The sequence below is a fragment of the Streptomyces sp. NPDC091282 genome (genome assembly GCF_044757385.1).
Classification (GTDB): Bacteria; Actinomycetota; Actinomycetes; order Streptomycetales; family Streptomycetaceae; genus Streptomyces; species Streptomyces gramineus.
Genome location: NZ_JBIVUX010000005.1, coordinates 94,742 through 120,747 on the forward strand (window position 1 = coordinate 94,742; position 26,006 = coordinate 120,747).

Below are 26,006 nucleotides of genomic sequence, written 5' to 3' on the forward strand. Positions count from 1 at the left end.
GCGGCGGAGTCGGCCGGCGGCGGTGAACGCACCGGGCCATGTGCTGCCGCCCCGAAGGGGTGTCCGCTGGGGTGCTGGGGGCCTGCCGGTCCGGAGGGTTGCCCTCCCCCGGACCGGCAGGCCTCGGTGTCAGCTGCGGTGGAGCGTGTGGCGGGCGGCCGGGGCGGCGTCGGCCAGTCCGGTCCGCTCGCGCCACGTCTGGCGGACGGCGGCGCGGAGCGCGTCCCCGTCGTCGTAGGCGAACCGGCCCCGGCGCAGGCTGCGGACGATGTCGCGGAACGTGTCCTGGTGCATCGTGGTGAGCGTGTCGTCCAGCGGGGTCAGCTCGTGCGGGAACATCGCCTGGACGGAGTCGCCCGGCTGCGGGGCTCCGAGGGTGAAGTACCAGACCACGGACATGGTGGCCTCGTCCGCGAACTCCGGCCCGCCGAACGGGCCGACGACGACGGCCGGGCGGGTGTCGAGTTGGTGGCCCCGGAACCAGGGTCCGGCGATCACGAGCGTCGCGGTGGGGAAGTCCTGGACGGTGGGCTTCTGGTCGGTGGTGAGCATGTCGTGTCCTGTCTGGTGAGAGGTTCCGCCGGGGCCGGTCGGCCCCGGCGGGGGTGTCGGTCGGGGGGTTGCCCTCCCCCTTCCGACACAATTAATTAAACCATGTTCTTGGGTTCGGGTCAACCGGTTACGGCAAGTTCGCGGCGGCGTTCGGCGGCGGCCCGGACTGTGCTTGCGATGGCGCGGCCGGTCTCGATGGCCCGTACGGCGGCCTCGTGAACCGGGGGCTTCTTGCCGTCGGTGATGATGCCCGCGAGCGGCGGCATTACGGCGGGGCCCGGAGCGATTCCGAGGATGAGCGCGGCGACGTGGGCGGCGGACGCAACTTCCGCTTCGCGCTGCCCGTACACGGGTGCGTCAAGTTCGCTGATGCGCCGAAGCGCGGAGTTGTAGAGGTGGAGGCGGACGGCGTAGTCGCACTCCCCGTCGGCGTCGAGTACTCCATCGGCCCCGGAGATGGCGGCCCAGACATCTTCGACGGTGAACCGCGCGGGTGTGGGCGGCTCGTAGGCGTCGCCGTCGGTCTGGCTGATGTCGAAAACCGGTCCGGCCTTGAAGCCGGACACCCTGCGCGCCTCACCCCCGGCGGCCTCGTCGGCGGCCTCCCGCTGCCCGCCGTCGGCGGCTGCGGCCGTGGCCTCCTGGCCACTCTCGGGCCGCCGCTTGATCGGCGTCCAGATACGGAGCGAGGTGGAGCCCTTGGCCGGGAAGCGTCCGACCTTCCGCCAGTCGCCGGAGCTGAGTATGTGGGTGGCGTTGGGGTGCTGGGCCGCGACGGCAATGCAGTTGGTGGGGCTGCGGTCGTCGCGGTCCGTGTGGGTGAGGTTCGCGGCCGTGCGCATAACGGTGGCCCAGAAGTCTTCGCTGCTGACCATCGCCCCGTACGCACGATCCATCACAGATTCGAGCTCGCCGCGCATCTTGGCGGAGTAGGCCCGGCGCTCTTCGTCGGTCATCTTCGGCTTGCGGGGCATGTCGCGGTCCTCCTGGTGAGAGATAGACGTCCGGGGCCGGCTGGCCCTCGGGAGTGTCGGTCGGGGGGTTGCCCTCCCCCTCCCGATACCATTAATTAAACCACGTTCTTGAGTGATCGGCAACCCCTACATCCAGTACAACTCCGCTTCACTCACGTCTTGATATGTGGCTATGACCTCGTCCTCTATTTGTGTCCAGCGCTCAAGGATATTGGGGGCAGTCTTCTTTCCGCTGGCCGCCTGCGTGGCCCTGCGCCACTCGATGGCGATTTTCAGTGTGCGAAGTTGGGAAAGGGTCAGCTCCCATCGGCCGGAGTCTGGGAGTAGATCGCCGTAGGCCATCTCTACGGCATTGTTGATGTGCTCGGTTCCGGACCACACGTTGTGAGCGGCCTGGAGCGCAAGAGCGCGCTTGAGGGTGCACCGGAGGTGCGGGGCCTGCACGATCCATTGCGGCTCGATCACGAATATGTCGGCGCTCATCCTGGGGCCTTTCTGGGGGGGGCGGCGCGCTGGCAGCGCGCCGCCGTAACGAAGGGGGAGTTAGAGGGTGTATCCGTCGACGTATTCGCCGCGTTCTCCCTCGGGAGTCTGGACGTGGGGCAGGAATCGGCCCACCGCGAATACGACGGCGTCGGCGATGATCCGGGGGACGTCGTTGAGTACGAGACTCACGGTGTCACCGTCGAGTCCGATGCGGACTTCGCCCGGTTCAAGATTCATGTAGACAAGGGCGGTTGTGCCGTCGATCCGGGTGCGCGCTCCGGGGAGTCGGGCGGAGAGATCGCGTGCGGCTGCCTCGACGTCCCGGCACATTTCTGCCTGTGCGCGGTTGTGCTCCTTCACGCGCTCATGAACGTCACGGTGCACGGGGATGAGATCTGCGGCGATCCGGGCCGCGATGTTTGCCGGGTCCTCGCTCATGTCGACTCGGACCGTGTCGCGCTCGCCCCTGCGGAACGGGTAATCGGTGGTGGGGAACGCGCCCCGGATGTGCAGGTGTCCGGGGTCGTCGAACCGCTCGGAGAGGTGGAGCTGTCGGCCGTCCAGGTGCGTGAACGTGGCGGCGTGGTCCAGCTCCTGGACGCCGTGACGCGCGGGCTGCGGTCGCCAATTCCCGCCGAGTTCGAGGGCGATCGGGTGGGACAGTTCCGCGACGGTGAGACGCGTGTTCATCGTTCATCTCCTGGTGAGAGAGGTTGTCGGCGGCCGGTCGGCCCGCCGTGCGCCGGTCGGGGGTTGCCCTCCCCTTCCGACATCACTAATTAAACCATGTTCTAGGGGATGGGTCAACCTGGATATGGGCTCTGACCTGCTCTTTTTCACCCCCACCCGCCCGCACCCGCCCGGCCGGGCCCGGCCACAACGGGCCTGGGCGGGGTTCCCTCCTCGGTCGGACAGCTCCGCCGTACCAGGGTTCCGGGCGCGGTGTCCTGGCTCGCGAAGCGACCGCGAAGCGGCTCGGCCTGGACGCCGTGTCCGGGTTCCTGGTACGCCCCCTGGGTGTCCGGCCGAGGAGGGAACCCCGCCTCCACCTGCACCACGACGCTCCCGCACCCAACCGACCAGCCCCCACCCCCTCCGAGGAGGACCCGCCGGAGGCACAGCCTTTCCACACCCGACGGCACCCGACGAAGCCGTTCGGCGAATTGCGGTTGGCCGGATGGCGCCCTGGATGCGTCACCGTCACCAGAGGGCGGGTTGCACGGCGGTGTGCCGGTGCCGGGGCAGGATGAGCCGGGCGGGCGGGCTCGTGACGAAGTTCACCGCGGGGCTCGGCGTGTGCGTGCCGTGGCAGTGGCCGCCCTCGTCCTCCCATCGGTCGGCGGCGTCGCGCTCGGCGCGGGCCCGCTGTTCGGTGAGGGTGACCGGCTTCCGGTACAGGTTCCGGGCGCTGGAATCGAGCGGTGGGAGCACGCGGGCTGCGGCCTTCTGGTCGTCGCGGCGCTTGTGGCGTCGCCGGACCCGGGCGAACCGTGCCTCGTAGGCGGCCTGGTCGCTGTCGTGGAGTCCGGCGGGGTGCAGCCGGGCCAGTTCAAGGGCGACTTGGCCCATCGGGCTGGGGGTCAGTACGCGGGTGCCGTCGTCCTGGCGAACGGCGACGAGGAACCGTGCGGCGAACAGTGCCTCGGTCCGGTCGCGGCTGATCCGCCGGCCACCGTTCCACACGCCGTGCCGGGCTGCCTGCCGGGCCCTCCCGTCTCGCCAGTACAGGCGCCCTGACTCGGCGGCCTCCAGGACGCGGACGTGCCCCGCCGTCCAACCGAGTTCGGCAACGTGGCCCTCGGCGAGATACCGGTTCATCACCATCCGGTCCCGGTTGTACGCGTCCATGCCGGTGGCCGCGCGCTCCTCGGCCTCCCGCCCTGCCTCTTCCCGACGACGTTCGGTCTCCCGCTCGGCGTACTCGGCCGCCGTCAGCTTTCGCTCCAGCTCGGCCCACAAATCCTGGGCTGTTGTCTGGACTTCGGCGGCCGACTGCGCCCGAACAGCGTGGGTGACGGCCTCACGGGCGCAGTACAAGGGGGCACTGTCCGGCATGGTGAGGTCGCCGGCGTACTGCTCGGCGCGATCGGCCCATCTCTCGGCTTCGACGGCTTCCTTGTGCGCCGCGTGCATGATCGCCTCCAGGCGCGCGACGGCGCCGGATCGGCTGCGGCACACGGCGGTCATGGCGTCGTCGGCTGCGGTGACTGCAAGGATCGCGGCCTGCCGGGCGATCTGGATGCAGGTCTGCGGAGATGGGTCTCCGGGGTGGACAACCTGATGCTGGGCGGCTGGTGCGTTCTCAGGCATGGGGGATGTTCCTCGGGATATCGGTGGTGCGGTCGGCGATGCGCCGTAGGGCTTCGGAGAGGTCCCGCCCGTCATCGTGCGGAGCGCGATGGACAGCGCCGTCGTGCCCGAAGGGCACGCCCTTCGGCCCGGCGTCCGGACGGGGCGGGAGGGCCGTCCGCGGCCCGGACGTTCCGGCCGGCTCCGAGCCGGGCCAGGCTGAGCCGTCCCGGAGGGACGCCCTTTCGTACGGGGCCGGGTGACCGGCGCCGGCCGCCGACATGGGCGGCCCCGCCGGATGGTGGGCGCTGCGTGGGGTGGGCGGCTCGATGCCGCCCACCCCACGGCCCGGCGGCCGGGATCCGGCCGGGCGGTGGCTCCCGCCCGGCCGGGGTGCTGCTACGCGGCGACCAGTTCGCGGGCGGCGACGCGGCACCGGGTGAGCACGGTCTGTGCGGTCTCGCCGTAGATGCTGTGGTCCTTGACCGTGCCGGTCAGCTCGACCTCGTCCCCCTGATCGGGAACGTCGGCGGCGGAACTGAACCAGACGAACACGTTGCCGCTCGGGTCCTGGAACTTCACCAGTCGGCGGCGCTGGGCGTGGTAGCCGTAGGTCCGGCCCTCCAGTTCGATCACGGTGGTGACGGTGGCGGCGGTGGTGATCCGCTCGCCCACGGTGCCCTGCGGCCGGGAGTTCTGGGCGGCCCGCTCGGTGGCCTCCTTCTCCTGGTCGCGGTACCACCCCGCGATGGCGGACACCAGCGTCGGCAGGTGGCGCGGGTCGACGGTCTCTCCCTTCGCCAACTGGCCCACCTTGTGGCGGTAGTCGGAGAGGCTTCCGTGTCCCTGGACGGCCCATGCCCGGACGGCTGCGGCGGTGGTCGGCGCGTCGGGGTCGGCGTCGATGGCGGCCCGCCAGTCCATCGGGGCCTTGCGGTCGAAGAAGTACGCTTCGACGCCGTCGGCGGTCGGCATCTTGTTCTTCCACTGCTCGGACCGGCTGTAGAACCTTCCCTCCGTCTTCACGATGGCGGCGGTCACCCGCAGGACCTCGATCACCGGGACCCGGAGATCGGCCGGGATGCCGCCGCCCTCGCCGTCCCAGTCCGAGTCCTTCAGCGTGCCGAACCGCCACAGGGCCTCAAGTCCCTTGATCGGCAGACCGGTGTACGGCTCGACGCACGTCGTGCCCAACTGCCGCATCTCGCCGTTCTCGTGGCGGGCAAGGTAGGTAGCGGTGCGGTGCCGGGCGACGGCGCACCCGTGGCAGAAGTTCTCGATGGCGCGGTACTGGCGGGCGGCCTCGGCGTCCTGCTCGGGCAGACCGGGGAACAGGCTGGTGATCGTCTCGCCCTCCTCGTCGTGGTCCAGGCGGGCGATGACGGTCCAGCCGTGGTGACGGGGGATGTCACCGGAGATCGTCACGGTGACGGTGGGGCGCTGGCCGATCAGGCGGCCGTCGATGTCGTGGTAGTCCGCAAGGAACGGCTTGGAGATGTCCAGCGAGTACGCGCTGAGGTGGTGGACGGCGGCACGGGCGTTGGTCGCCTCGACGAGCTGACGGACGCGGGACTGGGCGGTCGCGGGGATGGAAAAACGCATGGCTGCGCTGGTCATCGTGGGTGCTCCTGCTGGTGAGAGAGGAATCGCGGGCCGGGCCGAGCGGGTTGCCCTCCGCGTACGGCCGGGGTCGGGCCGACTGGCGGCCCGTCGTGTCGGAGGGGGGTTGCCCTCCCCCTCCGATACCATTAATTAAACCATGTTCTGGGGTGTGGGGCAAGCATCCCGGCCGGGGATGTCGAATGCCGCGCGGTCGCGCAGGAACGCGGCGAACAGGGCGGCGGTGTAGCTGTCGGCGGTGCCGTACGTGCGGCGGCAGTCCAGCGCTCCGATGCGCTCGCCCCGGTGGCGGACGGGGAACGGCTGGCCGGGGGCCGGGATGGCGAGCGCGTACAGTCCGCGCGGGGTATCCACTCGCAGGACGACGGCGGCGGCCTGGCGGTCGTAGGCGGCGGACCAGCGGCGGGGCCCGATGCCGAACTCCGCGAGTCCGCCCGCGATGGCGCGGGCCTGCATGAGGTCGGCGGTGGTTCCGGGGTCGGGCTCGGCGGGGGCGGGGACGCATCCGCAACCGTGGTCGTCGGCGTGGGTCTCGAACAGAGCTGTACGGGTCACTGTGGGCTCCTGGGGTGGCCGGGGGCGGGGGTCCGCCCCCGGCGTCGGGTGGCTGAGGTGGTTAGGCGGCGGCTTCTTCGTCGCTGGCCGGGTCGTCGGCCTCCTCGGCTTCCGACTCGCCCGCCTCCTCGTCGGTGCCGAACTCCTGCTCGGCTTCCGGCGCGCCGCTGCCGGACGTGATCGCGCGGGGCTTCTTCTTCGACGGGTCGTAGGGCTCCCCGTCCACGACCGACTGCTCAATGGGCGTGAGCGGGTACCCGAGGGACGCGAGCACCTGGAACCAGCGGCCGGTGGGCTTCCGTGTCCACGGGGCGTGCTGGCCGTCCGTCCTCCACGCGGCGCGGTTCGCGCACTTTTCCCGGACGGCGGCGATGGCGGCGAACTGAAGCTGCGGGGCCCTGCGGGGGTCCTTGGCGACGTGCCCGGCGAAGCTGCCCCGGTCCTTGGCCTGCGCGGGGTTCAGCCCCAGGAAACCGGCCAGAATCTCGGTGGTGCCCTCCTTGTTCAGGTCGTCACTGATGCCCCAACTGCCGTTCAGGAGAGCATTATTGACGTGTGCGATCAGGGTGTTGGTCGTGGTCTTCGCAGGGTTGCGCTGCTTGATCAGGTCGGTGATCCACTTGCGGCGAAGGGCCTCGGCCGCGTCCCAGTCGATGTTCCCCTTCTTGACGGCGGCTCGGGCCGCGCGCTCGGCCTCCACTTCGGCAGCGGTCTTCGTGCCACCGCTGCCCTCGGGCACCGTGTGCCCGTACAGACCGGGGGCGGAGCAGTAGGGCTCATAGCGGTCACCCCTCCGCTCATCGAAGATCCACACAAGCCCCTTGCACTCGGCGTGCTCCTCGGTGCTGATGCCGCGCAGTCGTGACACGGGCATGGCGCGCTCGGACAGTTCCTCGGCGTCCCGGATCCTCTTCCCGGCCGCCTCCAGTTCCGCGCGGTGCGCCTCTGCCGCGATCCGCTTGTCTCGCTTGGTCCGCTCGACGGCGATGGCCCACTCGACATCGCGTGAGCTGGCGCGCACCTTGGCGGCGGCCTTACTGATCGCGTCGAGTGCTTCGGGGTCGTCCGCGAACTCCGAGAGCGCAGCCAGGTGCTCAAAGGTCCACTCGTAGCTGCTCGCGCCGCTGACGGCGGCCGACAGCTTCTCGTCGGACCGGACCTTGACCAGGGTCTTGACGTCCTTCTGCCGTACGCCTGCGGCCTTGGCGATGCGGCCGACCTGCGCGCCCGCCTCGGCCGCGCTGAACATCGCCTGGTTCATCTCGGCCGGGGTGAGGCTCTTGCGGTGCTGGGCGGTCGTGATCATGTCGAGGAACTGTCCGGCCGCGTCGCGGTCGTCGTTCTCCCACTCGTACGGCAGGTGAGTAAGGCCCGCGTCCGTCGCGGCGTGGTAGCGGCGGTTTCCGTCGTTGACCTGGAGGACTCCGCCGTCAAGTCGCTGGATCTTGACGGGGATGCGGCACCCCTCAATGCGGAGGGATTCCAGGAACGGCGCGTTGAGGTCGAGGTCTTCGCGGGCGTTCTTCGGGTGCGGGGTAAGCGCGTCGATCCGGATTACGGGGCGCGGGGTGACCGGCACGGTCTCCAGCCCTGCGGCGACGGCGGCGGCCAGTCGCTGGAATCCGTCGATAACCTGCGGCACGTCGCCGTGGGTGCGCACGACGTACAGCGGCTCCACGACGCCGTTGTCCTTCACGTCCGCCAGCAGATCGGCCGGGGCCTCAATGTCGCGGACGTTGCCGGGGTGCGCGGCCAGCTCGGCGACCGTGAGGGTCGGCCACGGGGCAGGGGCGGTCTGGACGCCGGCCTGGGCCTTGGTGTTCGTCATCGGTCCTTCTCTTTCTGGTGAGAGTTCGTCGGGCGTTCGGCCCGGTGGGGTGTCGGTCGGAGGGTTGCCCTCCCCCTTCCGAGACCATTAATTAAACCATGTTCTTGGAGGTGGGGCAACCGGGGGTGCTGTGATCGCGGTCACTCGGGTGCAGGGCTGTGGCGGTGCGGATCATGGCGGCGGCCTCGACGGTGGTCCGCTCGGGCTCGTCCCCCCAGCACCACAGGAGGGTGCGCCGGTAGGCGCCCTCCGTGAGCCGCAGCTTTCGCCACCGGACCCCGGACACGGGGCGGCCGTTGACCTGGTTGCTGAGCACCACAAGGGAGTCGAACAGAGCGCGCTGGAAGATGTCCCACGGTTCTCCGCATACGGACCAACGGGGCCGGACGGAGCGCACGCCGCGCTCCCATGCGTGCAGCACGGTGCACGGGGCGGTGTCGCCCATCCGGCCGGGCTGCCAGAGGTGGTCACCCTGGTAGAGCCCGACACGCTCGATGTGGTCGGCGGCGGCGGTGAGGATGCGGGCGGGGGTGGCCGCAGTTCGACGCTGGGGCACGGCGTTCTCCTGGAAGGGCGAAAGGGTCAAGAGGGGCTGACGGCGGGCTTGGCCTGGTTCAGTTCGGACCATTCAAGGAAGTCCTGCTGGGCGGTGTCGTAGCTCTCACCGTGGTAGTGGCCCTGCCACCACTCGGAAGGGTCGGGGCCGAAGGACTTCGGGACGACGGCGGTAACCCATTCGTCGCCGTTGTGGAGCAGCACCGTACGCATGCCGGTCCTGCGGTTGGTGTGGAAGCTGAGCACTTCGTGGTTGCCGATCTTCACGGCTTGCCCTCCGGGGCGTCTTCGAAATTCCGGGGCGCGGCCGATCAGGAACCGCACCGGGGGCGGGGCCGGGGCGGCGGGCTGCCGCCCCGGCGGGGACGAGTGGTCAGGCTGCGAGCACTCCGGCGGTCTGGGCACCGATGCGGCGGGTGCCTCCGATGTCGGCGCGGTTGCCTGCGGCGGCTCCGTCGCCGTATCCGCTGCCGCTGTACGAGCCGCGCGAAGTCCTGACGTGCGGGTGCTCCTTGCGGTAGGCGGCCTCCACCATCGCGTCGCGGTCGGCCAGCACGAGTTCACCGCTGCGGCCCGTGGCCGACGTTTCCCCGCTGGCGGCGGCGCGGGCGGCCTGCTCGATCGCCTTGAGCCGTTCTATGACGCGCTCGATGAATCCGATGGTCCACGAGTTACGCCATGCTCGGGCACTGCGGACGCCGTACGGGACAACCTGCGCGTTGAGCCCGCCGAGCATCTGGATCAGGAGAGAGGTGTAGAGGACTTCGGCGCGCTGAACGTCGGACTCGTAGCCGACGATGTGAACACGGCGCACGCTGCCCCGCACGCCCATGTGCACGGCCTTGCAGCCGACGTTCTGCGCGATGAAGCAGAAAAGGCGGACGCGAGACATGGACCACGGGTTGGGGAGGTCGATGTACCGCGCGGTGACCGCGTCCCGCGACGGCTGCCCGTCGCTCAGCAAGGCCTCTTCGACGCCGTACTTCGCCATCATTTCGAACGCCCGCTTCCGGGCCAACTCCGCCTCCGACTCCGGCGTACGGGGGTCCTCCGCCTTGGCGAGCAGAGCGCGGATGGTGTCGAGTTTTCCGGGCGCCTTCATGGTGCTCACGTGCGTTCTCCTGGTGAGAGAGGTTGTCGGCGGCCGGTCGGCCCGCCGTGCGCCGGTCGGGGGTTGCCCTCCCCTTCCGACATCACTAATTAAACCATGTTCTAGGGGATGGGTCAACCTGGATATGGGCTCTGACCTGCTCTTTTTCACCCCCACCCGCCCGCACCCGCCCGGCCGGGCCCGGCCACAACGGGCCTGGGCGGGGTTCCCTCCTCGGTCGGACAGCTCCGCCGTACCAGGGTTCCGGGCGCGGTGTCCTGGCTCGCGAAGCGACCGCGAAGCGGCTCGGCCTGGACGCCGTGTCCGGGTTCCTGGTACGCCCCCTGGGTGTCCGGCCGAGGAGGGAACCCCGCCTCCACCTGCACCACGACGCTCCCGCACCCAACCGACCAGCCCCCACCCCCTCCGAGGAGGACCCGCCGGAGGCACAGCCTTTCCACACCCGACGGCACCCGACGAACTCGTGGTTCGAGATGTCCGCGGACCTGTGCCTACGGTGCGCGCGACGAGCACTGATTTCGAACAGGACTGGGGGCACGGATGAGCACCAATTCAGCAGGGCCGGTGAGCGCGTCGGAGCTGCGGCGACGGGTTCGCGCTGCTGAAGCACTGAAGGCGAAGACGCGCGAAATGGCCGCCGCGAACGCGCTGACCGCACGAGAGGCCGCGGCGAAGGCGGCAAGGGCGAAGGAAGAGGCCGACGTCACCGCGCGGGAAGCCGCTGCTGTCGTCCTGCGCCTGTTCGACAACGACGCCGAGTTGGTCTCGGAACTGCTGGGCGTCCCGGCGGAGGAGTTGGAACGGGAGGCGAAGCCTGTTACCGCCGCACGGGCGAAGGAGGTCATCGAGGAGCTGCGGGCCCGCGCCGAGAGGCCCCGCCCCACCCGATCCCGTAAGCCTCGACCGGATGCCGCCGGCGCGGCTTCCCTCACCTTGGACACCCCGCCCCCGGCGGTCACGACGGATGACGGCCGAGCTGATGCCGCCTGAGCACGACTCCGGGCCCGGCCTCTTCCCGCTCTCGGCGGTAAACGGGGCCGGGCCCGTTCACGTTGACGAGCAACTTTCGCTCATCGGCGAGCCAACGCCCGTCCGCATACCATCTGTTGAGTGGAAGCGCTGGCTGGCCGACGAGTCCGTACAAGCCCGGTACTGGGCGAAGGTCTACCAGACCCCGTCAACCGAGGACTGCTGGTTCTGGACGGCGGGGGTCTCAAGCACCGGCCACGCCAGCTTCAGGGCTGCGTCGCGGCCGGGTAGAACGCGAACGGGCACGGTGCCGGGCCATCTGTTCGGATACCAGCTCGCGCACGGTGTCATCCCTCGACTCGGCTGGGAAACCGACAGCCCGACCGTCTGCCACACCTGCGACAACCACTCCTGCCAGCAGCCGGCACACCTCCGGCTCGGCACGGCGGCGGAGAACCGAGCCGAATGGCTGGCCCGGCGCAGAGACCCCGGTAGCCCGTTGGCTGACCTGCGTGGCCCAGCTGGCCGCTCCCGCGCAATCGGGGCGACGATTCGAGCCGGCCAGGCCCGCGACGAATCCGAGGCTGAGATCATGAGTCGCCTCCGAGTAGCGATCGCCGCGGGTCGTCCCCTCTGCCTCTGGTGAGTCGCCGCCATCCTTTTGAGGGCGCCACCAATGAACGGCGACCAGACGATCAGCCCGCCAGTGGCTTCGGAACGAATGGAGGCAGGGGCTGGTCCGTCCGCGACGGCCAGGTACCTCACCTGTCCGGCCGCTCCGCTGTTGGCTGCGCGCACGAACAGGCCTCTGCTGACGTTCAAGAAGATCACCGCTGTGCTCGACGTGGAGTCCGAGCAGACGGCCCAGATCCTCTACCGCCGCAAGGTCGGCGCCCTCGACGGCTCGGCTTCCGGGATGGACGGCACCCTCGTAGGAGCGGCCGGGATCAGGCTTCTTCCCTGCCTTCGTTCACCCACCTCACGGCATCGGCGAGGTTCGCGGCGGTGCCGGCGGGCTCGTAGGAAAACCCGTTCCATTCCTCTAGGGCGCGGGGCTCGTCGGGGCGTAGGTGTCCGCCACCGTCGTGGAGGGGGCGGTGCCGACGGTGGATGTCCAGCGGCGGGCGGCGTCGCTTGTTGTACGCCGCGAGCGGGTCGTCGGCGTCGGCGTGGGGGATCGCGCGGGACGGCTGATTCGGCGGTCCGGGTCGGCAGTGCTTGCCCATGCCTTCGATGGTCTCAGGCGGCGACGGTGGTCGGCCGAGCTGCGGCAAGGTCCGCTGCACGGGTGCGGACCTCGTCCATGTCGCCAGTGCGGTAATGGCGGGCGGCGTCCAGGAGGATGTTCAGCCGGGAGGCCACGAGGGCGGAGTCCACACGGGCGGCGTCGTTCAGCGCCTGGTGGGCAGCGGCGGCGCCCTGCTCGGGCTCCCCCTCGGCGAGCAGGGCGGCGGCCAGGCCGATCCGGTCCATGACCTTCACCCGGTCGAAGCCGGGCCTGCGCAGCCGCAGGGCGTCGGTGAAGTACACGCTGGCGGGCCGGTGATCGCCGTGGATTCCGGAGAGGTCACGGGCGGAAACCGCACGGGCGCCTGCGTGCTCGGCCGCGTCGAAGTACGCCACCCACTGCGGAACGTCGTCGCCGAGGCCTGCGGCCACCAACTCGTCGGCGGCGCCAAACTGCCGCTCGGCGCTCTGCTCGTCGCCGAGTGCCGCGTGGACTCTCCCGGTCTGGGAGGCGACCAGTGCCCGGGTCGCGGGCAGCGTCGCCTTCTTCCCGGCGATGCCGAGGAGGCCGAGGGCGTCCTGGGGATGCCCGAGGTAGATCATCTGGTGGGACATGCGGGTGACGATCTCCACCCCGCGGTCGGGTTGCTCTGCCTCGGTGGCTGCATAGATGCCGTACGACCAGTAGCGCTGAGCGATGGCGTACCGACCGCTGTCGTGGCTGACCCACCCGGCCAGAGCTGCAAGGTCGGCGGTCGCCGCGAACACCCGCGTCTTCAGGGAGGCGGGGACGCCGTCCTGGATACGGCGGGCGACTTCGGCGAGCTGGGCGACGATCGCGGAGCGGTAGAGGCCGCCGCCCTTGGAGGCATCGGCCTTCGTGAAGAAGGTGGTCACCTCCTCCAGCGCGGCGGTGGTGTCGGCGTCGAAGCCCTTGGTGCTGGGGTTCAGCCGGCGAGCGGTGCCGCCCAGCATCCGCTCGGCGGCGAGAATGAGCGGGGCGCCGAGGGCGAGCTTGAGGGTGTCGCGGCGGTCGAGGAAGAGGTCCATCTGGGTCCATCCGGCCAGGGTCTGGGCGGCTGCCTCGGTCAGCAGCGGGAGCTGGATGCTATCCAGTGTGGGTCCGGCGGCGGTCAAGCCGAGGTCACTCGGGGTGAGGGGCTGGCCGGCCGCGTCGGAGATCACCCTGGCGAGCAGGGACGGGACCGGTGGGCGGGGGCGTTCGCCGTCGATCCAACGGCGAATGCGGGTGGCGTCCGGGGCGACCTGCGGGTGACCTTGGCGGATCCCTTCCGCGGCGGTGCGGCGGGCGATCTCGCCGTGGGACAGGCCGGTCGCCGCGATCCACAGCGCCAGGTGCGCATTGCCCGATCTGCTCGGCACCGATGCCTCCCCTCTCCGCCTCAACGTCACGGAGCGTGGCCTTTTCGCGACGGTTCGCCACACCTACGGTACTGGTCAGAAGTGGGGGCAGGAGCGGATTCTGCATCTGCGGTAGCCGTCCGGCTATCGGCATGAGGCACAGAGGAAGGACGAACGCATGGCAACGCTTGCACCCAAAACTCCGTGGGCGATGAGGCTGGTCACCGACCGGCTCCCGGTCGGCCCGCCGCCGTATGCCGCGGTGGCGCTAGACGCGGCGACGCAAACCGCCCTCTACACCGACGCCGCCGGCCAGGTGGTGGAAATGGGCAAGCACGGCACGAACAAGACCGTCGGTACAGCGTCGACGTCCGGTGGCGGCGACGGGCAGAACCCGCAGCCGCAGACGCAGGACGACAACACCACCGACTACGCGTCGGACTGATCCGATGGCCTCCACCGTCCTGGTCGTCACCGCGCTGGAAGACGTCACCGCGGACTACGTGATCGCCGCACTGAATGAGCGCGGGGTGCCCGTGGTACGGGTCGACCCGGCCGACCTCGGCGCCGGGCTGTCCTTCGGCGCCCGCATCGGCGCGGGGTTATCGGCCTGGGACGGGCACCTGGTCACCGGCAGCCGGGAGGTGGAGCTGGGGGAGGTGGCGGCGGTGTACTACCGTCGCCCCACCCCCTATGCCGCCCGGTTCGAGTACCTGCCCGCCCAGCAGCGCGACTTCGCCGCCGCCGAGGCCCGGCACGGGCTCGGCGGCGTCCTGAACCACCTGCATAGCGCCACGTACGTCAACCACCCCAGCGCGGTGACCGCCGCGGACTTCAAGCCCGCCCAGCTCCAGCGCGCTGCCCAGCTCGGCCTGGCCATCCCGCCGACGCTGGTCACCAACGACGCCGAGCAGGCTCGCAGGTTCGCCGCCGACCACGGTTCCGTGATCTACAAGACGTTCCGCGGCCTGCCCCGCGCCCAGGACGGGCACACCGCAGCAATCTGGGCCCAACGCGTGGACCCCGACACCTTCGACGACACGCTCGCGGTGACCGCCCACCTGTTCCAGGCCGAGGTCCCCAAGACCGGCGATGTGCGCGTCACCGTGGTCGGGAAGAACGTCTTCGCCCAGCAGATCGCCGCGCCGGACGGCGCGCTGGACTGGCGGCGCGGCGACTGGGACTTGCTCCTTCACGCCCCCATCACTGTGCCGGCACCGGTCGCGGCCGCGCTGCACAGCTACCTGGCCGCGTTCGGCCTGGTCTTCGGCTGCTTCGACTTCGCCCTGACCGGCGACGGCGACGCGGCACAGGATTGGGTGTTCATCGAGTGCAACCCCAACGGCCAGTGGGGCTGGCTGCCCGATGCCGCCGCCATCACAGGGGCGTTCGCCGACATCCTGACCACAACTACGGAAGGAGGCGGACCGCGATGATGCCCGCCGATCTGGAAACCGATGCCGCCCGTCTGCGCGAGGCCATGGTCAAGGCTCTCGCCGCAGACGGCGCCCTTGCCGACCCCGGCTGGCGGGCGGCGGTCGGGAAGGTGCCCCGGCACCCCTTCGTGCCGGGCTTCTACCTGCCCGCCGATGAGCGCGACGGGCAGGGCCTGACGGTGTGGGAGCCGGTCACCGCCGAAGCCGACTACGGCCGGTGGCTGGCCGCCGCCTACTCCGACGCCACGCTCATCACGCAGTTCGACGGCGATGAGACGGACTGGAAGGCCCCCGCGGCACGGCACGGCGGCGCCCCCACCTCCTCGTCCACCCTTCCTTCGCTCGTTGTACGGATGTGGGCTGATGCCGACGTGCAGGAGGGACACATGGTGCTGGAGATCGGCACCGGCACCGGCTACTCCACCGCGCTCGCATGCGAGCGTTTCGGCTCCGCCCATGTCACATCGATTGAGGTCGACCCCCACCGGCTTGAGCGAGCCGCGAGTGCGCTGTACAGCTGCGGCTACACCCCCACCCTCGCTGTGGCGGACGGCATGTACGGGTACTGGCCGGAGTCGCAGTTCGACCGGATCGTGGCCGCCTGCTCCTTCCGCGCGATGCCGCCCGCGCTGCTGGCCCAGACCCGGCCTGGTGGGAAGATTCTTCTCACGCTGTCGGGCTGGCTCTACGGCTACGCACGGGTGCTGCTGACGGTGGCCAAGGACGGCACCGCGGAGGGGCCGCTGCTGGGTGGCACCGTGTCCTTCATGTCCGCGCGTACGCACGCAGCGCCGGCGTTCGGCAACCCCGCCCACTGGGCCGCGGGGCTGCCCACGACTGCCCGAGCCACGCGGCACAGCCCTAAGCGGATCACCGCCGCGACCCAGGAAGCGTTCCACCTGCGCTTCCTCGCCCAGAGCGCGGTCCCCGACGCGCAGATGACCACAAACGGGGAGACGGTGCTCCTGGTCGACGTCGTCACCGGCTCAGCCGCCGCCGTCGCCCCCGACGGCAACAGCTGGGCCGTGCGCGAGGGCGGGCCGACCAACCTGTGGGAGCGGATCGAGCGCGTCCTCGACGCCTACGACGCGGCCGGTGCCCCAGGGCCGGAGACGTTCACCCTGCACGTGTCCGGCGGCGGACAACACCTGCGGCATCCGCAGATTCCCGGCCTGCAGATGCCCTGGCCCTGATTTGCCCGTCTGCTCCAGGCTGCTCAGAGGGGGAAGGTCTTCTCCGCCGCTGCGAGGTGATCGCCAAGCAGACCGCGCGCAACGAGCTGCACAGCGACCCCGACGTGCGGTACTGGTGTATGGCCTGGTCACTGAGATCAACCAGGGCGCCATCTCCACGCCCCGTTGCCGACCGCTCCTCCGCCCGGTCTGTACGGGCGCGGCCCGGCACCTTCCGGGCCGACGTCGGTGTCGGCGTACGGCAGGAGGACGCCAGGTGCGGCTCCCCAGAGGGGTACCTAGACCCACTGTATGGCAACAGTTGTTGCAGGTCAGAGGCATTTCCTGCTTCAGTCCTGCACGGGAATTGCCTAGCCAATGTTGTTCGGAGGAGCTGCACCGATGCGCCCGTTCGCGGTCAGACTCTCCTTGAGATGCCTCTGGCCTCCCGTCAGTATCAACCCGTACAAGGCCGGTTACTGCGCTCGTGACTGGCTGGCAGGCTGGGATGGCTGGACCAGGTTTGAGCTGCGAAGACTCCCTCCGGCTGCCCGCGCCCCCGCACCATTCATGAGTCGGTCAGGGAAGAGATGTAATGCTGCGCGGACGGCTCACGTTTCACAAATTGACGGTCGACCAATTAGGGCCACTTTCGGAGGCGTCTGTAATTGGCAGCCGCCGCGCGAAATTTAAACGCTGTCCGGGGTCAATTAAGGGACGGCAATGCGCCATGATTGCTTAATTGGATTTAGAGTCGTGCTACCGTAGCCGCAGTGGTTCACACATCAGTGTGGCCCCCGCGAGTCTCGCGGGGGCCACGGGGCTAGACGTGGACCCGGGGGGATCCGCCCACGCGCGGGCGGGTCTCCCCTTGCTTCTTCGCAGGTCAAGGGTCCAGTTCGTCTGCGATGCGAATCGCGTAGTAGACGACCTTGAGTCCTGCACCTACGAGCTTCAGCGCCGGCAATACTGCCCGGATGAAGCGGTAAAGCTGGGTCTCGTCCGGCCTGGGATCGGTGATCTCAGGTTCGGACAATGTCTCGTCACCCCCTTTCAGTACGCGGGCCGACTGGAGTCGGCCGACCGTCCGGGAACAACGCCGATCACTTTACACTGGCGCCGGTGTAGATAAATCGCGTGATGGTGTTCCGTGTGCCGGTGCCGAGATTTCCCCGCCGGAAACCGTCAGGTTGACGCTATAGGGTGCCCTCAAATCTGCAGGTCAGGCGGGTCGCAAATACCGTGCGCCCAGCAAGCGGATTTCTTATGGAATGACATAAGCGTGATGGGCGTCACAGGGGCGCCTGGTTGGGGGCGCCCCTGAGGCTCGGCCGGCGTCGCGGACCTGGCGGACCGTATCGGCCGGTGGAAGTCCGTCCGGGTCTGCCTTCCTGGGGGGCGTCGTGATCGTCGGCCACCGGCCCGTCGACGGTGTGTGCCCTGGATCTGCCCGTGTGCCGCCCGCGCTGGCCGCAGAATTCGAACACTGCCCGAATTTGGGCTGTGGGCGGTACGCCGTTCCGGCGGTCGCTCATGAGGTGGTACCGGCCGTCGCCTCCGAGCGCGGCGACCCGGGGCGAGACCGGCGTGGACACGCCCGACAGGTGGCACGGCTTCCCGGCCTGCTCCCGGACCATGTCCTCGATCCGGTCCGCCCCGAGGGGGCCGTACTCCCACAGCAGCTTTGCCCGACGGTACGGGGGAAGATCATCGAGGGTCGGCATGAGCGGCATCGCGCCGGACAGCACTGACAACGCCGTCCGAGGCCGTCATCCGGTCCAGCCGACCTCGTACACCTCGATGTCGCCCCGTACGCCACCCACTCAAGCCACCCCTAGTGCACCGCACCCTCCCAGCCCCAGGCGCTCGCCACGCTCATGACTCCGCCACTTCACAGCCGTCACGGTTCGGAACACGGCACCCTCGGTACAGAATCCCGGAATCATGGTGGCGTGCGTCCTCCTCGGAGATCCAAAATTTGCAGTCACAACGACACGGCTTCCCGTGCTGACATGTCAGCACGGGGGCAGGATCGAGGAGGATCCAGCTAGACTCAGGAGGACTCAGAAGGGCGTAGATACTGCGCCCCCGCGCGTCGTCGCAGGTCAGGAAGGTAAAGCTTTCGGGTTCGAATCCCGTTGGGGGCACGCAAGATCGTGTGCGACACTGTTGCACGCAAAGCTTGGTCCTGTGGAGCAGTTTGGAGTGCTCGCCACCCTGTCAAGGTGGAGGCCGCGGGTTCAAATCCCGTCAGGACCGCTGGGGTTTCACGTGAAACCTCGTGGCTGGGTAGCTCAGTTGGTACGAGCGATCGCCTGAAAAGCGATAGGTCGCCGGTTCGACCCCGGCCCCAGCCACAATGAACAGCCCCTCCGGAATCCGGAGGGGCTGTTTCGCGTCATGAGGCACTGCCGTGCCGTGGTCGCCGCGTCTTGGGAAAGATCAGAGCGGACTATGGCATTCCTTTGAGATCACGCTGCGAGCATGACGGCAGCATGCCAACGCCGTGCCGGACGCTCCGTGGAGACCTCATGCACAGACCCCGCCCCGCCGCAGCACTCTCCCTCGCCACGATCGCCGTCGTGGGGGTGCTGAGCGGCTGGGGAACCGGGGCCGCGGTGGCCGACCCGGGATCCGGCGGAACGCTCTACGTGGACCACGACATCCGGTGCAGCGACAGCGGGACGGGAGCGCAGAGCCTGCCGTTCTGCACGGTGCAGGCCGCGGCGGACGTGGCCGAACCCGGGGACACGGTCAGGATCCTCGGAGACCCCCTCTCCCCGTACACGGCACCGGTCACCGTCACCCGGTCCGGGACCAGCGACGAACCGATCACCTTCAGCGGGGCGCCCCTGCCCCCGACCCGCCTGGCGGCGGTCCTCGCCGCACCCGCCTCCGCACCGGCCCTGACGCTGAAAGGCGTGCACGACGTACGTGTCGAGTCGCTGACCTTCAGCGACGAGCACCACGGGGACGTGGTGGCGGTGACCGGGTCCGGGCATGTGACCCTCGACCGGCTGACGGTGACCAACTCGGCCCCGACGGTCCCCGTCACCGGAACGGCGATCGGCGTGGACGGCACGTCCTCGGACGTGACCGTGTCGCGGAACTCGGTCTACCCCAACACCGCGTACGGCGTCCGGGTGGCACCGGGAGCGGCCCGGGTCACGGTGACGACCAACGTGATCCTCACGCAGCAGCAGGGCGGCATCGCGGTGTCGGGCGCGACCGGCACGGACGTGACCGGCAACACCGTCTTCGCGCCCTGTGCCACCGCGATCTCGCTGGACGGCGCGAGCTCCGGCGTGGTGGAGAACAACGTGGCCGCCTTCGTCGGCAACGGCTCGCAGCAGACCGGCGACTGCCCGGCGCCGACCGCTCCGCTCTACGCGGTGTCGGCCGACTCCGCGAGCCACGTCACCGCCGACTACAACGCGGTGACGCACCAGCAGTCCTCCACCGCCGCGGCCCGTACCGAGTACGCCTGGGCCGGCACCTCCTACCCCTCCAGCGGAGCGTTCCGGGACGGGACCGGCCAGGGCGCGCACGATCTCGACGGGATCACCGCGGGCCTGGCGGCGCCCTCCGAGCACTCCCCGCTGATCGACTCGGCCGACGCCACCGCGCCCGGCGCGCTCGACACCGACCAGGCAGGGCACGCCCGGGTAGACGACCTGCTGGTCGCGAACACCGGCAACGGCACCGGCCACCCCGACCGGGGCGCCCTGGAGCGGCAGGACACCCTCACCGTCTCCGCGGGCGACGAGCCGGCGCCGACGCAGGGGCTCGCGCCGCTCGGCATCTCCCTGAAGACCGACGCCACCAGCGCCTGGGGCGCGGCCCTGGCCTACTCGGTCGACTTCGGCGACGGCAGCGACCCGGCCACCGGCACGCCCGGCACCACGGTCGCCCACACCTACACCACGCCGGGGCGGTACACGACGCGCATCACGGTCACCGAACCCGACGGGACGACCACCGAGAGGTCCTACGCCGGGGTGACGGCGGGCACGGCCGCACCGCCCGCCGCCGCCCTGTCCGTCGCCCCGGAGACCTCGGACGGCCAGGTCGACGCCGGGTACGCGCACTTCACGGTGCCCATGCCGGCCAACCCGTGGGAGGTCGCGTACCGGACCCTGGACTACGGCGACGGCACGTACGACAACCTCGGCTCCGCCACCCTCGCCACCCACCAGTACCCGGCCCCCGGCACCTACACCGCCACCCTGACCCAGACCGACCTGCTCGGCCGGACCACCACCGCCGGCACCGTCTTCCACTCCGCGGACGCCTTCGTCGCCGTGACCCCGCAGTACGACACCCACAGGACGATCGCCGCGCACGGTGTCCTGAACCTCTCGGCGGCCACCCTGCGGGCCGACGCCGGGGGCGTGGACGCGGCACAGCTCCAGCTCGTCACCAGCGCCGCGAAGGCGAGCGGCACGCTCACCCTCTACGCCCACGGCACCACCCGCCCGGGCACCGCCGCCACCGCCTTCGAGCCGGGCCGCACGACCAGCGCCGTCACGACGGTGAAGGTCACCCCGACCGGGTCGGTCGACCTCTACAACGGCAGCTCCGGTGCGGTGACCGTCGACGTCGCCACCGTCGGCCTCCAGTCCCACGCCCAGTACGCCGACACCTACCACCCGGCCACCCCGGTCCGCCTGCTCGACACCCGCACCGGCACCGGCGCCACGCGGAGCCCGGTCAGCGGCGGCCACTCGGTCACCCTCTCCGTCGGCGGCACCCACGGCGTCCCGACGACCGCGCGGGCGCTGGTCCTGAACGTCACGGCGACGACCACCAAGGCGTCCGGGAACCTGACCGTCGCCACGCACGGCACCGGCGACTCCGCCGTGACCGGCCCCTGCTGGACCACCGGCCAGACCGTCACCACCCAGGTCGTCATCCCCGTGCGCGACGGCAAGGTCGTCCTGCACAACGCGAGCAAGGCGTCGGCGAACCTCGTCGCGGACCTCGCCGGCTGGTACGGCGGATCCACCGCGGGCGGCGCGGAGTTCCGGCCCGTCACCCCGGTCCGCGTCCTCGACACCCGTACCGGAACCGGCGCCGGCAAGGTCGCCAGGATCGCCGCGCACGGCACCGTCAAGATCAAGGTCGTCGGCGCGCACGGCGTCCCCGCCACCGGGGTGAGCGCGGCCGACCTGAACCTGACCGTGCCGGCCCCGTCCGGCAGCGGCTACCTCGTCGCCCATCCCGACGGCACCACGCGCCCCGGCGTCTACTCCCTGAGCTTCACCAAGGGGCACACCGCGGCCGGCCGCGCCCTGGTCAAGGTCGGCGCCGACGGCGCGATCGACCTCTACAACGCCGGCACCGTCCCGGTGGACGTCTACGCGGACCTGGTCGGCGACGACCTCGTCTTCCCGGCGGGCTGATCAGCCTCCTTGGCGCCGGGGCGGGCCCGGCGCTAGGTTCTGCCGCGTCGAGTCGTCGTCAGGGTGGGGAAGATGAGCCGGGACCAGGACGTGGAGCTGGAGAAGGTTCGCGCGAGATACGGCCTGCTGGCCGTCGTCATCAGCAACCTCGCGATCGCCGCGGTCGCGGTGTTCGGCGTCTGGCGGCTGAGCGGTGACACGTCGGTGATCATCGGCGTGCTGACCGCGGCCTTCACCGCGGTGAGCAGCATGACCACGGCCTACCTGGGCATCAAGGCCGTGTCGAACGCGGCGAAGTCCATCGCCGCGGCCACCGCCCCCACGGCCCCGGCCCAGCCCGCCGCGGCCCCGGCACCCGCCGCGGACGCCGCCGACTCCGCGGCCACCGCTCCCGCCCCGCGCGCCGGGTAACCGGCCGCCGGCGCCCGGCCGAACCGCCGGAGGCAAAAGCGTTCGCCAGGAATTTCCCCGAGGTGAGATCCTGGACCGCGTATGTCTACGCATCCCGCCCCCGCCCTCGGCGCCCTCGCTCCCCGCCTGACCGAGCTTTCGCTGCGCGACGCGCACCGGCTCGGGCGCAGGCTGGAAGGCGCACGCAAGATCCGTAAGCCGGAGGCCCGCGCCGCCGTCCTCGCGGAGATCGAGACCGAGGTGGCCAGGGCCGAGGAACGGATGGCCGCCCGACGTGCCGTCGTGCCCGCCGTCTCGTACCCCGAGCAGCTGCCCGTCAGTCAGAAGAAGGACGAGATCGCCGAGGCGATACGCGACCACCAGGTCGTGATCGTCGCCGGTGAGACCGGGTCCGGCAAGACCACGCAGATCCCGAAGATCTGTCTGGAACTCGGCCGCGGTGTGCGGGGCATGATCGGGCACACCCAGCCCCGCCGGATCGCCGCCCGCACGGTGGCCGAGCGGGTCGCCGAGGAGCTGCGCACGCCGCTCGGGGAGGCCGTCGGCTGGAAGGTCCGCTTCACCGACCAGGTGAACCCGGACGCCACCTTCGTGAAGCTGATGACGGACGGCATCCTGCTCGCCGAGATCCAGACCGACCGCGAGCTGCGCGCCTACGACACGATCATCATCGACGAGGCCCACGAGCGGTCCCTCAACATCGACTTCCTGCTCGGCTACCTGGCCCAGCTGCTGCCCAAGCGGCCGGACCTGAAGGTGGTCATCACCTCCGCCACCATCGACCCCGAGCGGTTCTCCCGGCACTTCGGCGACGCCCCGATCGTCGAGGTCAGCGGCCGGACGTATCCGGTGGAGGTGCGCTACCGGCCGCTCCTCGAAGAGGACTCCGAGGACGCCGACCGCGACCAGATCACCGCCATCTGCGACGCCGTCGAGGAGCTTCAGACCGAGGGCAAGGGCGACATCCTCGTCTTCCTGTCGGGCGAGCGCGAGATCCGGGACACCGCGGACGCGCTGGAGAAGAAGAACTACCGGTTCACGGAGGTACTGCCGCTGTACGCGCGGCTCTCGCACGCCGAGCAGCACCGCGTCTTCCAGCCGCACACCGGCCGCAGGATCGTTCTGGCGACCAACGTCGCCGAGACCTCGCTGACCGTGCCCGGCATCAAGTACGTCATCGACCCCGGCTTCGCCCGCATCAGCCGCTACAGCCACCGCACCAAGGTGCAGCGGCTGCCGATCGAGGCGATCAGCCAGGCCAGCGCCAACCAGCGCAAGGGCCGCTGCGGCCGGACCAGCGACGGCGTCTGCATCCGGCTGTACGACGAGGACGACTTCCTCGCCCGCCCGGAGTTCACCGACGCCGAGATCCTGCGGACCAACCTCGCCTCCGTCATCCTGCAGATGACCGCGGCCGGCCTCGGCGACATCGAGAAGTTCCCCTTCATCGACCCGCCGGACCACCGCAACATCCGCGACGGCGTGCAGCTGCTCCAGGAGCTGGGCGCGATCGACCCGGACGAGAAGGACCCGCGCAGACGGCTCACCGACAGCGGCCGCAAGCTCGCCCAGCTGCCCGTGGACCCGCGGCTGGCCCGGATGGTCCTGGAGGCCGACAGGAACGGCTGCGTCCGCGAGGTCATGGTCATCGCCGCCGCGCTCTCCATCCAGGACCCGCGCGAACGCCCGGCCGACAAGCAGACCCAGGCCGACCAGCAGCACGCCCGCTTCCGCGACGAGACCAGCGACTTCCTCGCCTTCCTGAACCTGTGGCGGTACGTCAGGGAGCAGCAGAAGGAGCGCGGCTCCAGCTCCTTCCGGCGGATGTGCAAGCAGGAGTACCTGAACTTCCTGCGCATCCGGGAGTGGCAGGACATCTACACGCAGCTGCGCACGGTCGCCAAGCAGATGGGCATCCACCTCAACGAGGAGGACGCGCCCGGCGACCGCGTACACGTCTCGCTGCTCGCGGGTCTGCTGTCGCACATCGGCATGAAGGACGTGAAGGACGGCACGAAGAACGAGTACCTGGGTGCCCGCAGCGCCAAGTTCGCGATCTTCCCGGGCTCGGCGCTGTTCAAGAAGACGCCCCGGTTCGTCATGTCGGCGGAGCTGGTGGAGACCTCACGGCTGTGGGCCCGGGTCAACGCGAAGATCGAGCCGGAGTGGGTGGAACCCCTCGCCGGGCACCTCCTGAAGCGGACGTACAGCGAACCGCACTGGGAGAAGGACCAGGCCGCCGTGATGGCGCTGGAGAAGGTCACGCTGTACGGCGTGCCGATCGTCGCCGACCGGAAGGTCAACTACGGCCGGATCGATCCCGAGGTCAGCCGCGAGCTTTTCATTCGCAACGCACTGGTCGAGGGCGACTGGCGCACCCACCACAAGTTCTTCGCCGACAACCGCAGGCTGCTCAGCGAGGTCGAGGAGCTGGAGCACCGGGCCCGGCGCCGGGACATCGTCGTGGACGACGACACGCTCTTCGACTTCTACGAGCAGCGGGTGCCCGAGCACGTCGTCTCCGGCGCCCACTTCGACTCCTGGTGGAAGCGCAAGCGGCAGGAGCAGCCGGAGTTCCTCGACTTCGAGCGCGCGATGCTCATCCGGGAGTCGGCGGAGGCGGTCACCAAGGCCGACTACCCGGACTCCTGGCGCCAGGGGCAGCTCAAGTTCCGGGTGACGTACCAGTTCGAGCCGGGCGCGGACGCCGACGGCGTGACCGTGCACATCCCGCTCCAGGTCCTCAACCAGGTCAGGGACGAGGGCTTCGACTGGCAGATCCCGGGCCTGCGCGAGGAGGTCGTCACCGAGCTGATCCGCTCGCTGCCCAAGCCGATCCGCCGCAACTACGTGCCGGCGCCGAACTTCGCCAAGCGCTTCCTCGACTCGGCGGTCCCGCTGCAGGAACCGCTGACCACGACCATGGCGCGCGAGCTGAAGCGGATGGTCGGCGTGCCCTTCGAGGCCGAGGACTTCGACTGGGCGAAGGTCCCGGACCATCTCAAGATCACCTTCCGGATCGTCGACGAACGGCGCCGGAAGCTGGCCGAGGACAAGGACCTGGAGGCGCTGAAGCTCCGGCTGCGGCCCAAGGCCCGCCAGGCCATCTCGCAGGCCGCCGCGGCCACCGCGGAGCGCGAGGGCGGCGAGTCGCTGGAGCGCTCGGGCCTGACGGACTGGACGATCGGCACGCTCACCCGCGTCTTCGAGACCCGCAGGGCCGGCCAGCCGGTGAAGGCGTACCCGGCGCTCGTCGACGACGGCGACACGGTCTCGGTGCGGCTCTTCGACACCGAGGAGGAGCAGGCCGAGGCGATGTGGAAGGGGACGCGCAGGCTGATCCTCCGCAACATCCCGGTCAACCCGGCGAAGTTCGCGTCCGAGAAGCTGACGAACGCCCAGAAGCTGGCGCTGTCCGCGAACCCGCACGGGACGATCCAGGCCCTGTTCGACGACTGCGCGATGGCGGCCGCGGACAAGCTGATCGGCGACTTCGGGGGCCCGGTGTGGGACGAGGAGTCGTACCGGAAGCTGTACGACAAGGTGCGCGCGGAGATCGTCGACACGACGGTCCGCACGGTCGGGCAGGTGCAGCAGGTGCTGGCCGCCTGGCAGGCCTGTGAGCGCCGTCTGAAGGGCGCCGGGAGCCCCGCGCTCCACGCGAACCTGACGGACGTCCGCAAGCAGCTGGACGCCCTGGTGAAGCCGGGGTTCGTGACGTGGGCCGGCATCCGCCGCCTGCCCGACCTCATGCGCTACCTGGTGGCCGCCGACCGGCGTCTGCAGCAGATGCCGACCAACGTCCAGCGGGACACCACCCGGATGGAGAAGGTCCACGAGATGCGGGACGAGTACGCCTGGCTCCTGGAGCAGCTGCCCAAGGGCCGGCCGGTGCCGCAGCAGGTGCTGGACATCCGCTGGATGCTGGAGGAGCTGCGGGTCAGCTATTTCGCGCACGCGCTGGGCACGGCGTATCCGATCTCCGACAAACGGATCGTGAAGGCGATCGACTCCGCGCTGGGGTGACCGGCCGGGCACGCTGAGTGAGTTCGACCAG

Annotated in this window: 21 protein-coding genes and 2 tRNA genes; 9 read left to right on the plus strand and 14 right to left on the minus strand. The window is 70.1% G+C overall.

Annotation, left to right across the window (positions count from 1 at the left end; translation table 11 throughout):
- Positions 1-129 precede the first annotated feature (129 nt).
- The 11 genes from ACIQOE_RS23725 to ACIQOE_RS23775 form a co-directional block, all read right to left on the minus strand.
- The gene (locus tag ACIQOE_RS23725; protein WP_401413555.1) at positions 130-552 is read right to left on the minus strand and encodes a DUF6409 family protein; all 423 of its coding nucleotides are present in this window, start codon (positions 550-552) and stop codon (positions 130-132) included.
- Between the two features lie 119 nt (positions 553-671).
- Complete coding sequence (locus tag ACIQOE_RS23730; protein WP_401413557.1) at positions 672-1,526, minus strand: hypothetical protein; 855 nt, start codon at positions 1,524-1,526, stop codon at positions 672-674.
- Between the two features lie 126 nt (positions 1,527-1,652).
- Complete coding sequence (locus ACIQOE_RS23735; RefSeq protein WP_401413560.1) at positions 1,653-2,009, minus strand: hypothetical protein; 357 nt, start codon at positions 2,007-2,009, stop codon at positions 1,653-1,655.
- A 60-nt stretch (positions 2,010-2,069) separates the two neighbouring features.
- Positions 2,070-2,702 (minus strand): hypothetical protein, encoded by a 633-nt coding sequence (locus ACIQOE_RS23740; RefSeq protein WP_401413562.1) that lies wholly within the window; start codon positions 2,700-2,702, stop codon positions 2,070-2,072.
- Between the two features lie 510 nt (positions 2,703-3,212).
- Positions 3,213-4,322, minus strand: a complete 1,110-nt coding sequence (locus ACIQOE_RS23745; protein ID WP_401413564.1) for a hypothetical protein — start codon at positions 4,320-4,322, stop codon at positions 3,213-3,215.
- Between the two features lie 378 nt (positions 4,323-4,700).
- A complete protein-coding gene (locus tag ACIQOE_RS23750; protein ID WP_401413566.1) occupies positions 4,701-5,918 on the minus strand; it encodes a hypothetical protein in 1,218 nt (405 codons plus the stop codon).
- A gap of 135 nt (positions 5,919-6,053) precedes the next feature.
- On the minus strand, positions 6,054-6,476 hold the full coding sequence (locus ACIQOE_RS23755) for a hypothetical protein (RefSeq protein ID WP_401413568.1): 423 nt from the start codon (positions 6,474-6,476) through the stop codon (positions 6,054-6,056).
- A gap of 61 nt (positions 6,477-6,537) precedes the next feature.
- Complete coding sequence (locus ACIQOE_RS23760; RefSeq protein ID WP_401413570.1) at positions 6,538-8,304, minus strand: ParB N-terminal domain-containing protein; 1,767 nt, start codon at positions 8,302-8,304, stop codon at positions 6,538-6,540.
- A 91-nt stretch (positions 8,305-8,395) separates the two neighbouring features.
- The gene (locus ACIQOE_RS23765) at positions 8,396-8,860 is read right to left on the minus strand and encodes a DUF6197 family protein (protein WP_401413572.1); all 465 of its coding nucleotides are present in this window, start codon (positions 8,858-8,860) and stop codon (positions 8,396-8,398) included.
- A 26-nt stretch (positions 8,861-8,886) separates the two neighbouring features.
- A complete protein-coding gene (locus ACIQOE_RS23770; protein ID WP_401413573.1) occupies positions 8,887-9,126 on the minus strand; it encodes a hypothetical protein in 240 nt (79 codons plus the stop codon).
- A gap of 106 nt (positions 9,127-9,232) precedes the next feature.
- Positions 9,233-9,961 (minus strand): DUF2786 domain-containing protein, encoded by a 729-nt coding sequence (locus ACIQOE_RS23775; RefSeq protein ID WP_401414209.1) that lies wholly within the window; start codon positions 9,959-9,961, stop codon positions 9,233-9,235.
- 549 nt (positions 9,962-10,510) lie between these two features.
- Between ACIQOE_RS23775 and ACIQOE_RS23780 the strand changes: the two genes are divergently transcribed.
- The gene (locus ACIQOE_RS23780) at positions 10,511-10,960 is read left to right on the plus strand and encodes a hypothetical protein (protein WP_401413575.1); all 450 of its coding nucleotides are present in this window, start codon (positions 10,511-10,513) and stop codon (positions 10,958-10,960) included.
- 926 nt (positions 10,961-11,886) lie between these two features.
- Here the strand turns inward: ACIQOE_RS23780 and ACIQOE_RS23785 are convergent.
- Positions 11,887-12,165, minus strand: coding sequence for a DUF6087 family protein (locus tag ACIQOE_RS23785; RefSeq protein WP_401413577.1), 279 nt, complete (start codon positions 12,163-12,165; stop codon positions 11,887-11,889).
- A gap of 13 nt (positions 12,166-12,178) precedes the next feature.
- Positions 12,179-13,549, minus strand: a complete 1,371-nt coding sequence (locus tag ACIQOE_RS23790) for a Tat pathway signal protein (RefSeq protein ID WP_401413579.1) — start codon at positions 13,547-13,549, stop codon at positions 12,179-12,181.
- Between the two features lie 157 nt (positions 13,550-13,706).
- On the opposite strand from ACIQOE_RS23790, the gene ACIQOE_RS23795 reads away from it, so the two are divergent.
- From ACIQOE_RS23795 to tgmC, 3 genes are read left to right on the plus strand one after another with little or no spacing between them, the layout of a single operon-like run.
- Positions 13,707-13,973 (plus strand): putative ATP-grasp-modified RiPP, encoded by a 267-nt coding sequence (locus ACIQOE_RS23795; RefSeq protein WP_401413581.1) that lies wholly within the window; start codon positions 13,707-13,709, stop codon positions 13,971-13,973.
- A 4-nt stretch (positions 13,974-13,977) separates the two neighbouring features.
- Positions 13,978-14,964, plus strand: coding sequence for an ATP-grasp ribosomal peptide maturase (gene tgmB / locus ACIQOE_RS23800; protein WP_401413583.1), 987 nt, complete (start codon positions 13,978-13,980; stop codon positions 14,962-14,964).
- Entirely contained in the window at positions 14,961-16,157 is a 1,197-nt protein-coding gene (gene tgmC, locus ACIQOE_RS23805; protein ID WP_401413585.1) for an ATP-grasp peptide maturase system methyltransferase, read from the plus strand. The genes tgmB and tgmC overlap by 4 nt, the downstream gene beginning before the upstream one ends.
- A gap of 865 nt (positions 16,158-17,022) precedes the next feature.
- Here the strand turns inward: tgmC and ACIQOE_RS23810 are convergent.
- The gene (locus ACIQOE_RS23810) at positions 17,023-17,172 is read right to left on the minus strand and encodes a hypothetical protein (RefSeq protein ID WP_401413587.1); all 150 of its coding nucleotides are present in this window, start codon (positions 17,170-17,172) and stop codon (positions 17,023-17,025) included.
- A 1,148-nt stretch (positions 17,173-18,320) separates the two neighbouring features.
- Between ACIQOE_RS23810 and ACIQOE_RS23815 the strand changes: the two genes are divergently transcribed.
- The 5 genes from ACIQOE_RS23815 to hrpA all read left to right on the plus strand — a co-directional run bounded on the left by ACIQOE_RS23815 (position 18,321) and on the right by hrpA (position 25,975).
- A tRNA-Asp gene (locus ACIQOE_RS23815) sits at positions 18,321-18,395 on the plus strand.
- 24 nt (positions 18,396-18,419) lie between these two features.
- A tRNA-Phe gene (locus ACIQOE_RS23820) sits at positions 18,420-18,493 on the plus strand.
- Positions 18,494-18,667: 174 nt separating this feature from the next.
- The gene (locus ACIQOE_RS23825) at positions 18,668-21,538 is read left to right on the plus strand and encodes a PKD domain-containing protein (protein WP_401413589.1); all 2,871 of its coding nucleotides are present in this window, start codon (positions 18,668-18,670) and stop codon (positions 21,536-21,538) included.
- A gap of 72 nt (positions 21,539-21,610) precedes the next feature.
- Complete coding sequence (locus ACIQOE_RS23830; protein WP_351316103.1) at positions 21,611-21,949, plus strand: hypothetical protein; 339 nt, start codon at positions 21,611-21,613, stop codon at positions 21,947-21,949.
- 81 nt (positions 21,950-22,030) lie between these two features.
- On the plus strand, positions 22,031-25,975 hold the full coding sequence (gene hrpA, locus ACIQOE_RS23835; protein ID WP_401413591.1) for an ATP-dependent RNA helicase HrpA: 3,945 nt from the start codon (positions 22,031-22,033) through the stop codon (positions 25,973-25,975).
- The last annotated feature ends 31 nt before the right edge of the window (positions 25,976-26,006 follow it).

Bases quoted from the DNA above. Each gene is read 5' to 3' on its own strand.
- ACIQOE_RS23750 (WP_401413566.1), bottom strand. From the start codon at position 5,918: ATGACCAGCGCAGCCATGCGTTTTTCCATCCCCGCGACCGCCCAGTCC.
- ACIQOE_RS23730 (WP_401413557.1), bottom strand. From the start codon at position 1,526: ATGCCCCGCAAGCCGAAGATGACCGACGAAGAGCGCCGGGCCTACTCC.
- tgmC (WP_401413585.1), top strand. From the start codon at position 14,961: ATGATGCCCGCCGATCTGGAAACCGATGCCGCCCGTCTGCGCGAGGCC.
- ACIQOE_RS23745 (WP_401413564.1), bottom strand. From the start codon at position 4,322: ATGCCTGAGAACGCACCAGCCGCCCAGCATCAGGTTGTCCACCCCGGA.
- ACIQOE_RS23825 (WP_401413589.1), top strand. From the start codon at position 18,668: ATGCACAGACCCCGCCCCGCCGCAGCACTCTCCCTCGCCACGATCGCC.
- ACIQOE_RS23780 (WP_401413575.1), top strand. From the start codon at position 10,511: ATGAGCACCAATTCAGCAGGGCCGGTGAGCGCGTCGGAGCTGCGGCGA.
- ACIQOE_RS23795 (WP_401413581.1), top strand. From the start codon at position 13,707: ATGGCAACGCTTGCACCCAAAACTCCGTGGGCGATGAGGCTGGTCACC.
- ACIQOE_RS23760 (WP_401413570.1), bottom strand. From the start codon at position 8,304: ATGACGAACACCAAGGCCCAGGCCGGCGTCCAGACCGCCCCTGCCCCG.
- ACIQOE_RS23785 (WP_401413577.1), bottom strand. From the start codon at position 12,165: ATGGGCAAGCACTGCCGACCCGGACCGCCGAATCAGCCGTCCCGCGCG.
- ACIQOE_RS23740 (WP_401413562.1), bottom strand. From the start codon at position 2,702: ATGAACACGCGTCTCACCGTCGCGGAACTGTCCCACCCGATCGCCCTC.
- ACIQOE_RS23725 (WP_401413555.1), bottom strand. From the start codon at position 552: ATGCTCACCACCGACCAGAAGCCCACCGTCCAGGACTTCCCCACCGCG.
- ACIQOE_RS23830 (WP_351316103.1), top strand. From the start codon at position 21,611: ATGAGCCGGGACCAGGACGTGGAGCTGGAGAAGGTTCGCGCGAGATAC.
- hrpA (WP_401413591.1), top strand. From the start codon at position 22,031: ATGTCTACGCATCCCGCCCCCGCCCTCGGCGCCCTCGCTCCCCGCCTG.
- tgmB (WP_401413583.1), top strand. From the start codon at position 13,978: ATGGCCTCCACCGTCCTGGTCGTCACCGCGCTGGAAGACGTCACCGCG.
- ACIQOE_RS23775 (WP_401414209.1), bottom strand. From the start codon at position 9,961: ATGAAGGCGCCCGGAAAACTCGACACCATCCGCGCTCTGCTCGCCAAG.
- ACIQOE_RS23735 (WP_401413560.1), bottom strand. From the start codon at position 2,009: ATGAGCGCCGACATATTCGTGATCGAGCCGCAATGGATCGTGCAGGCC.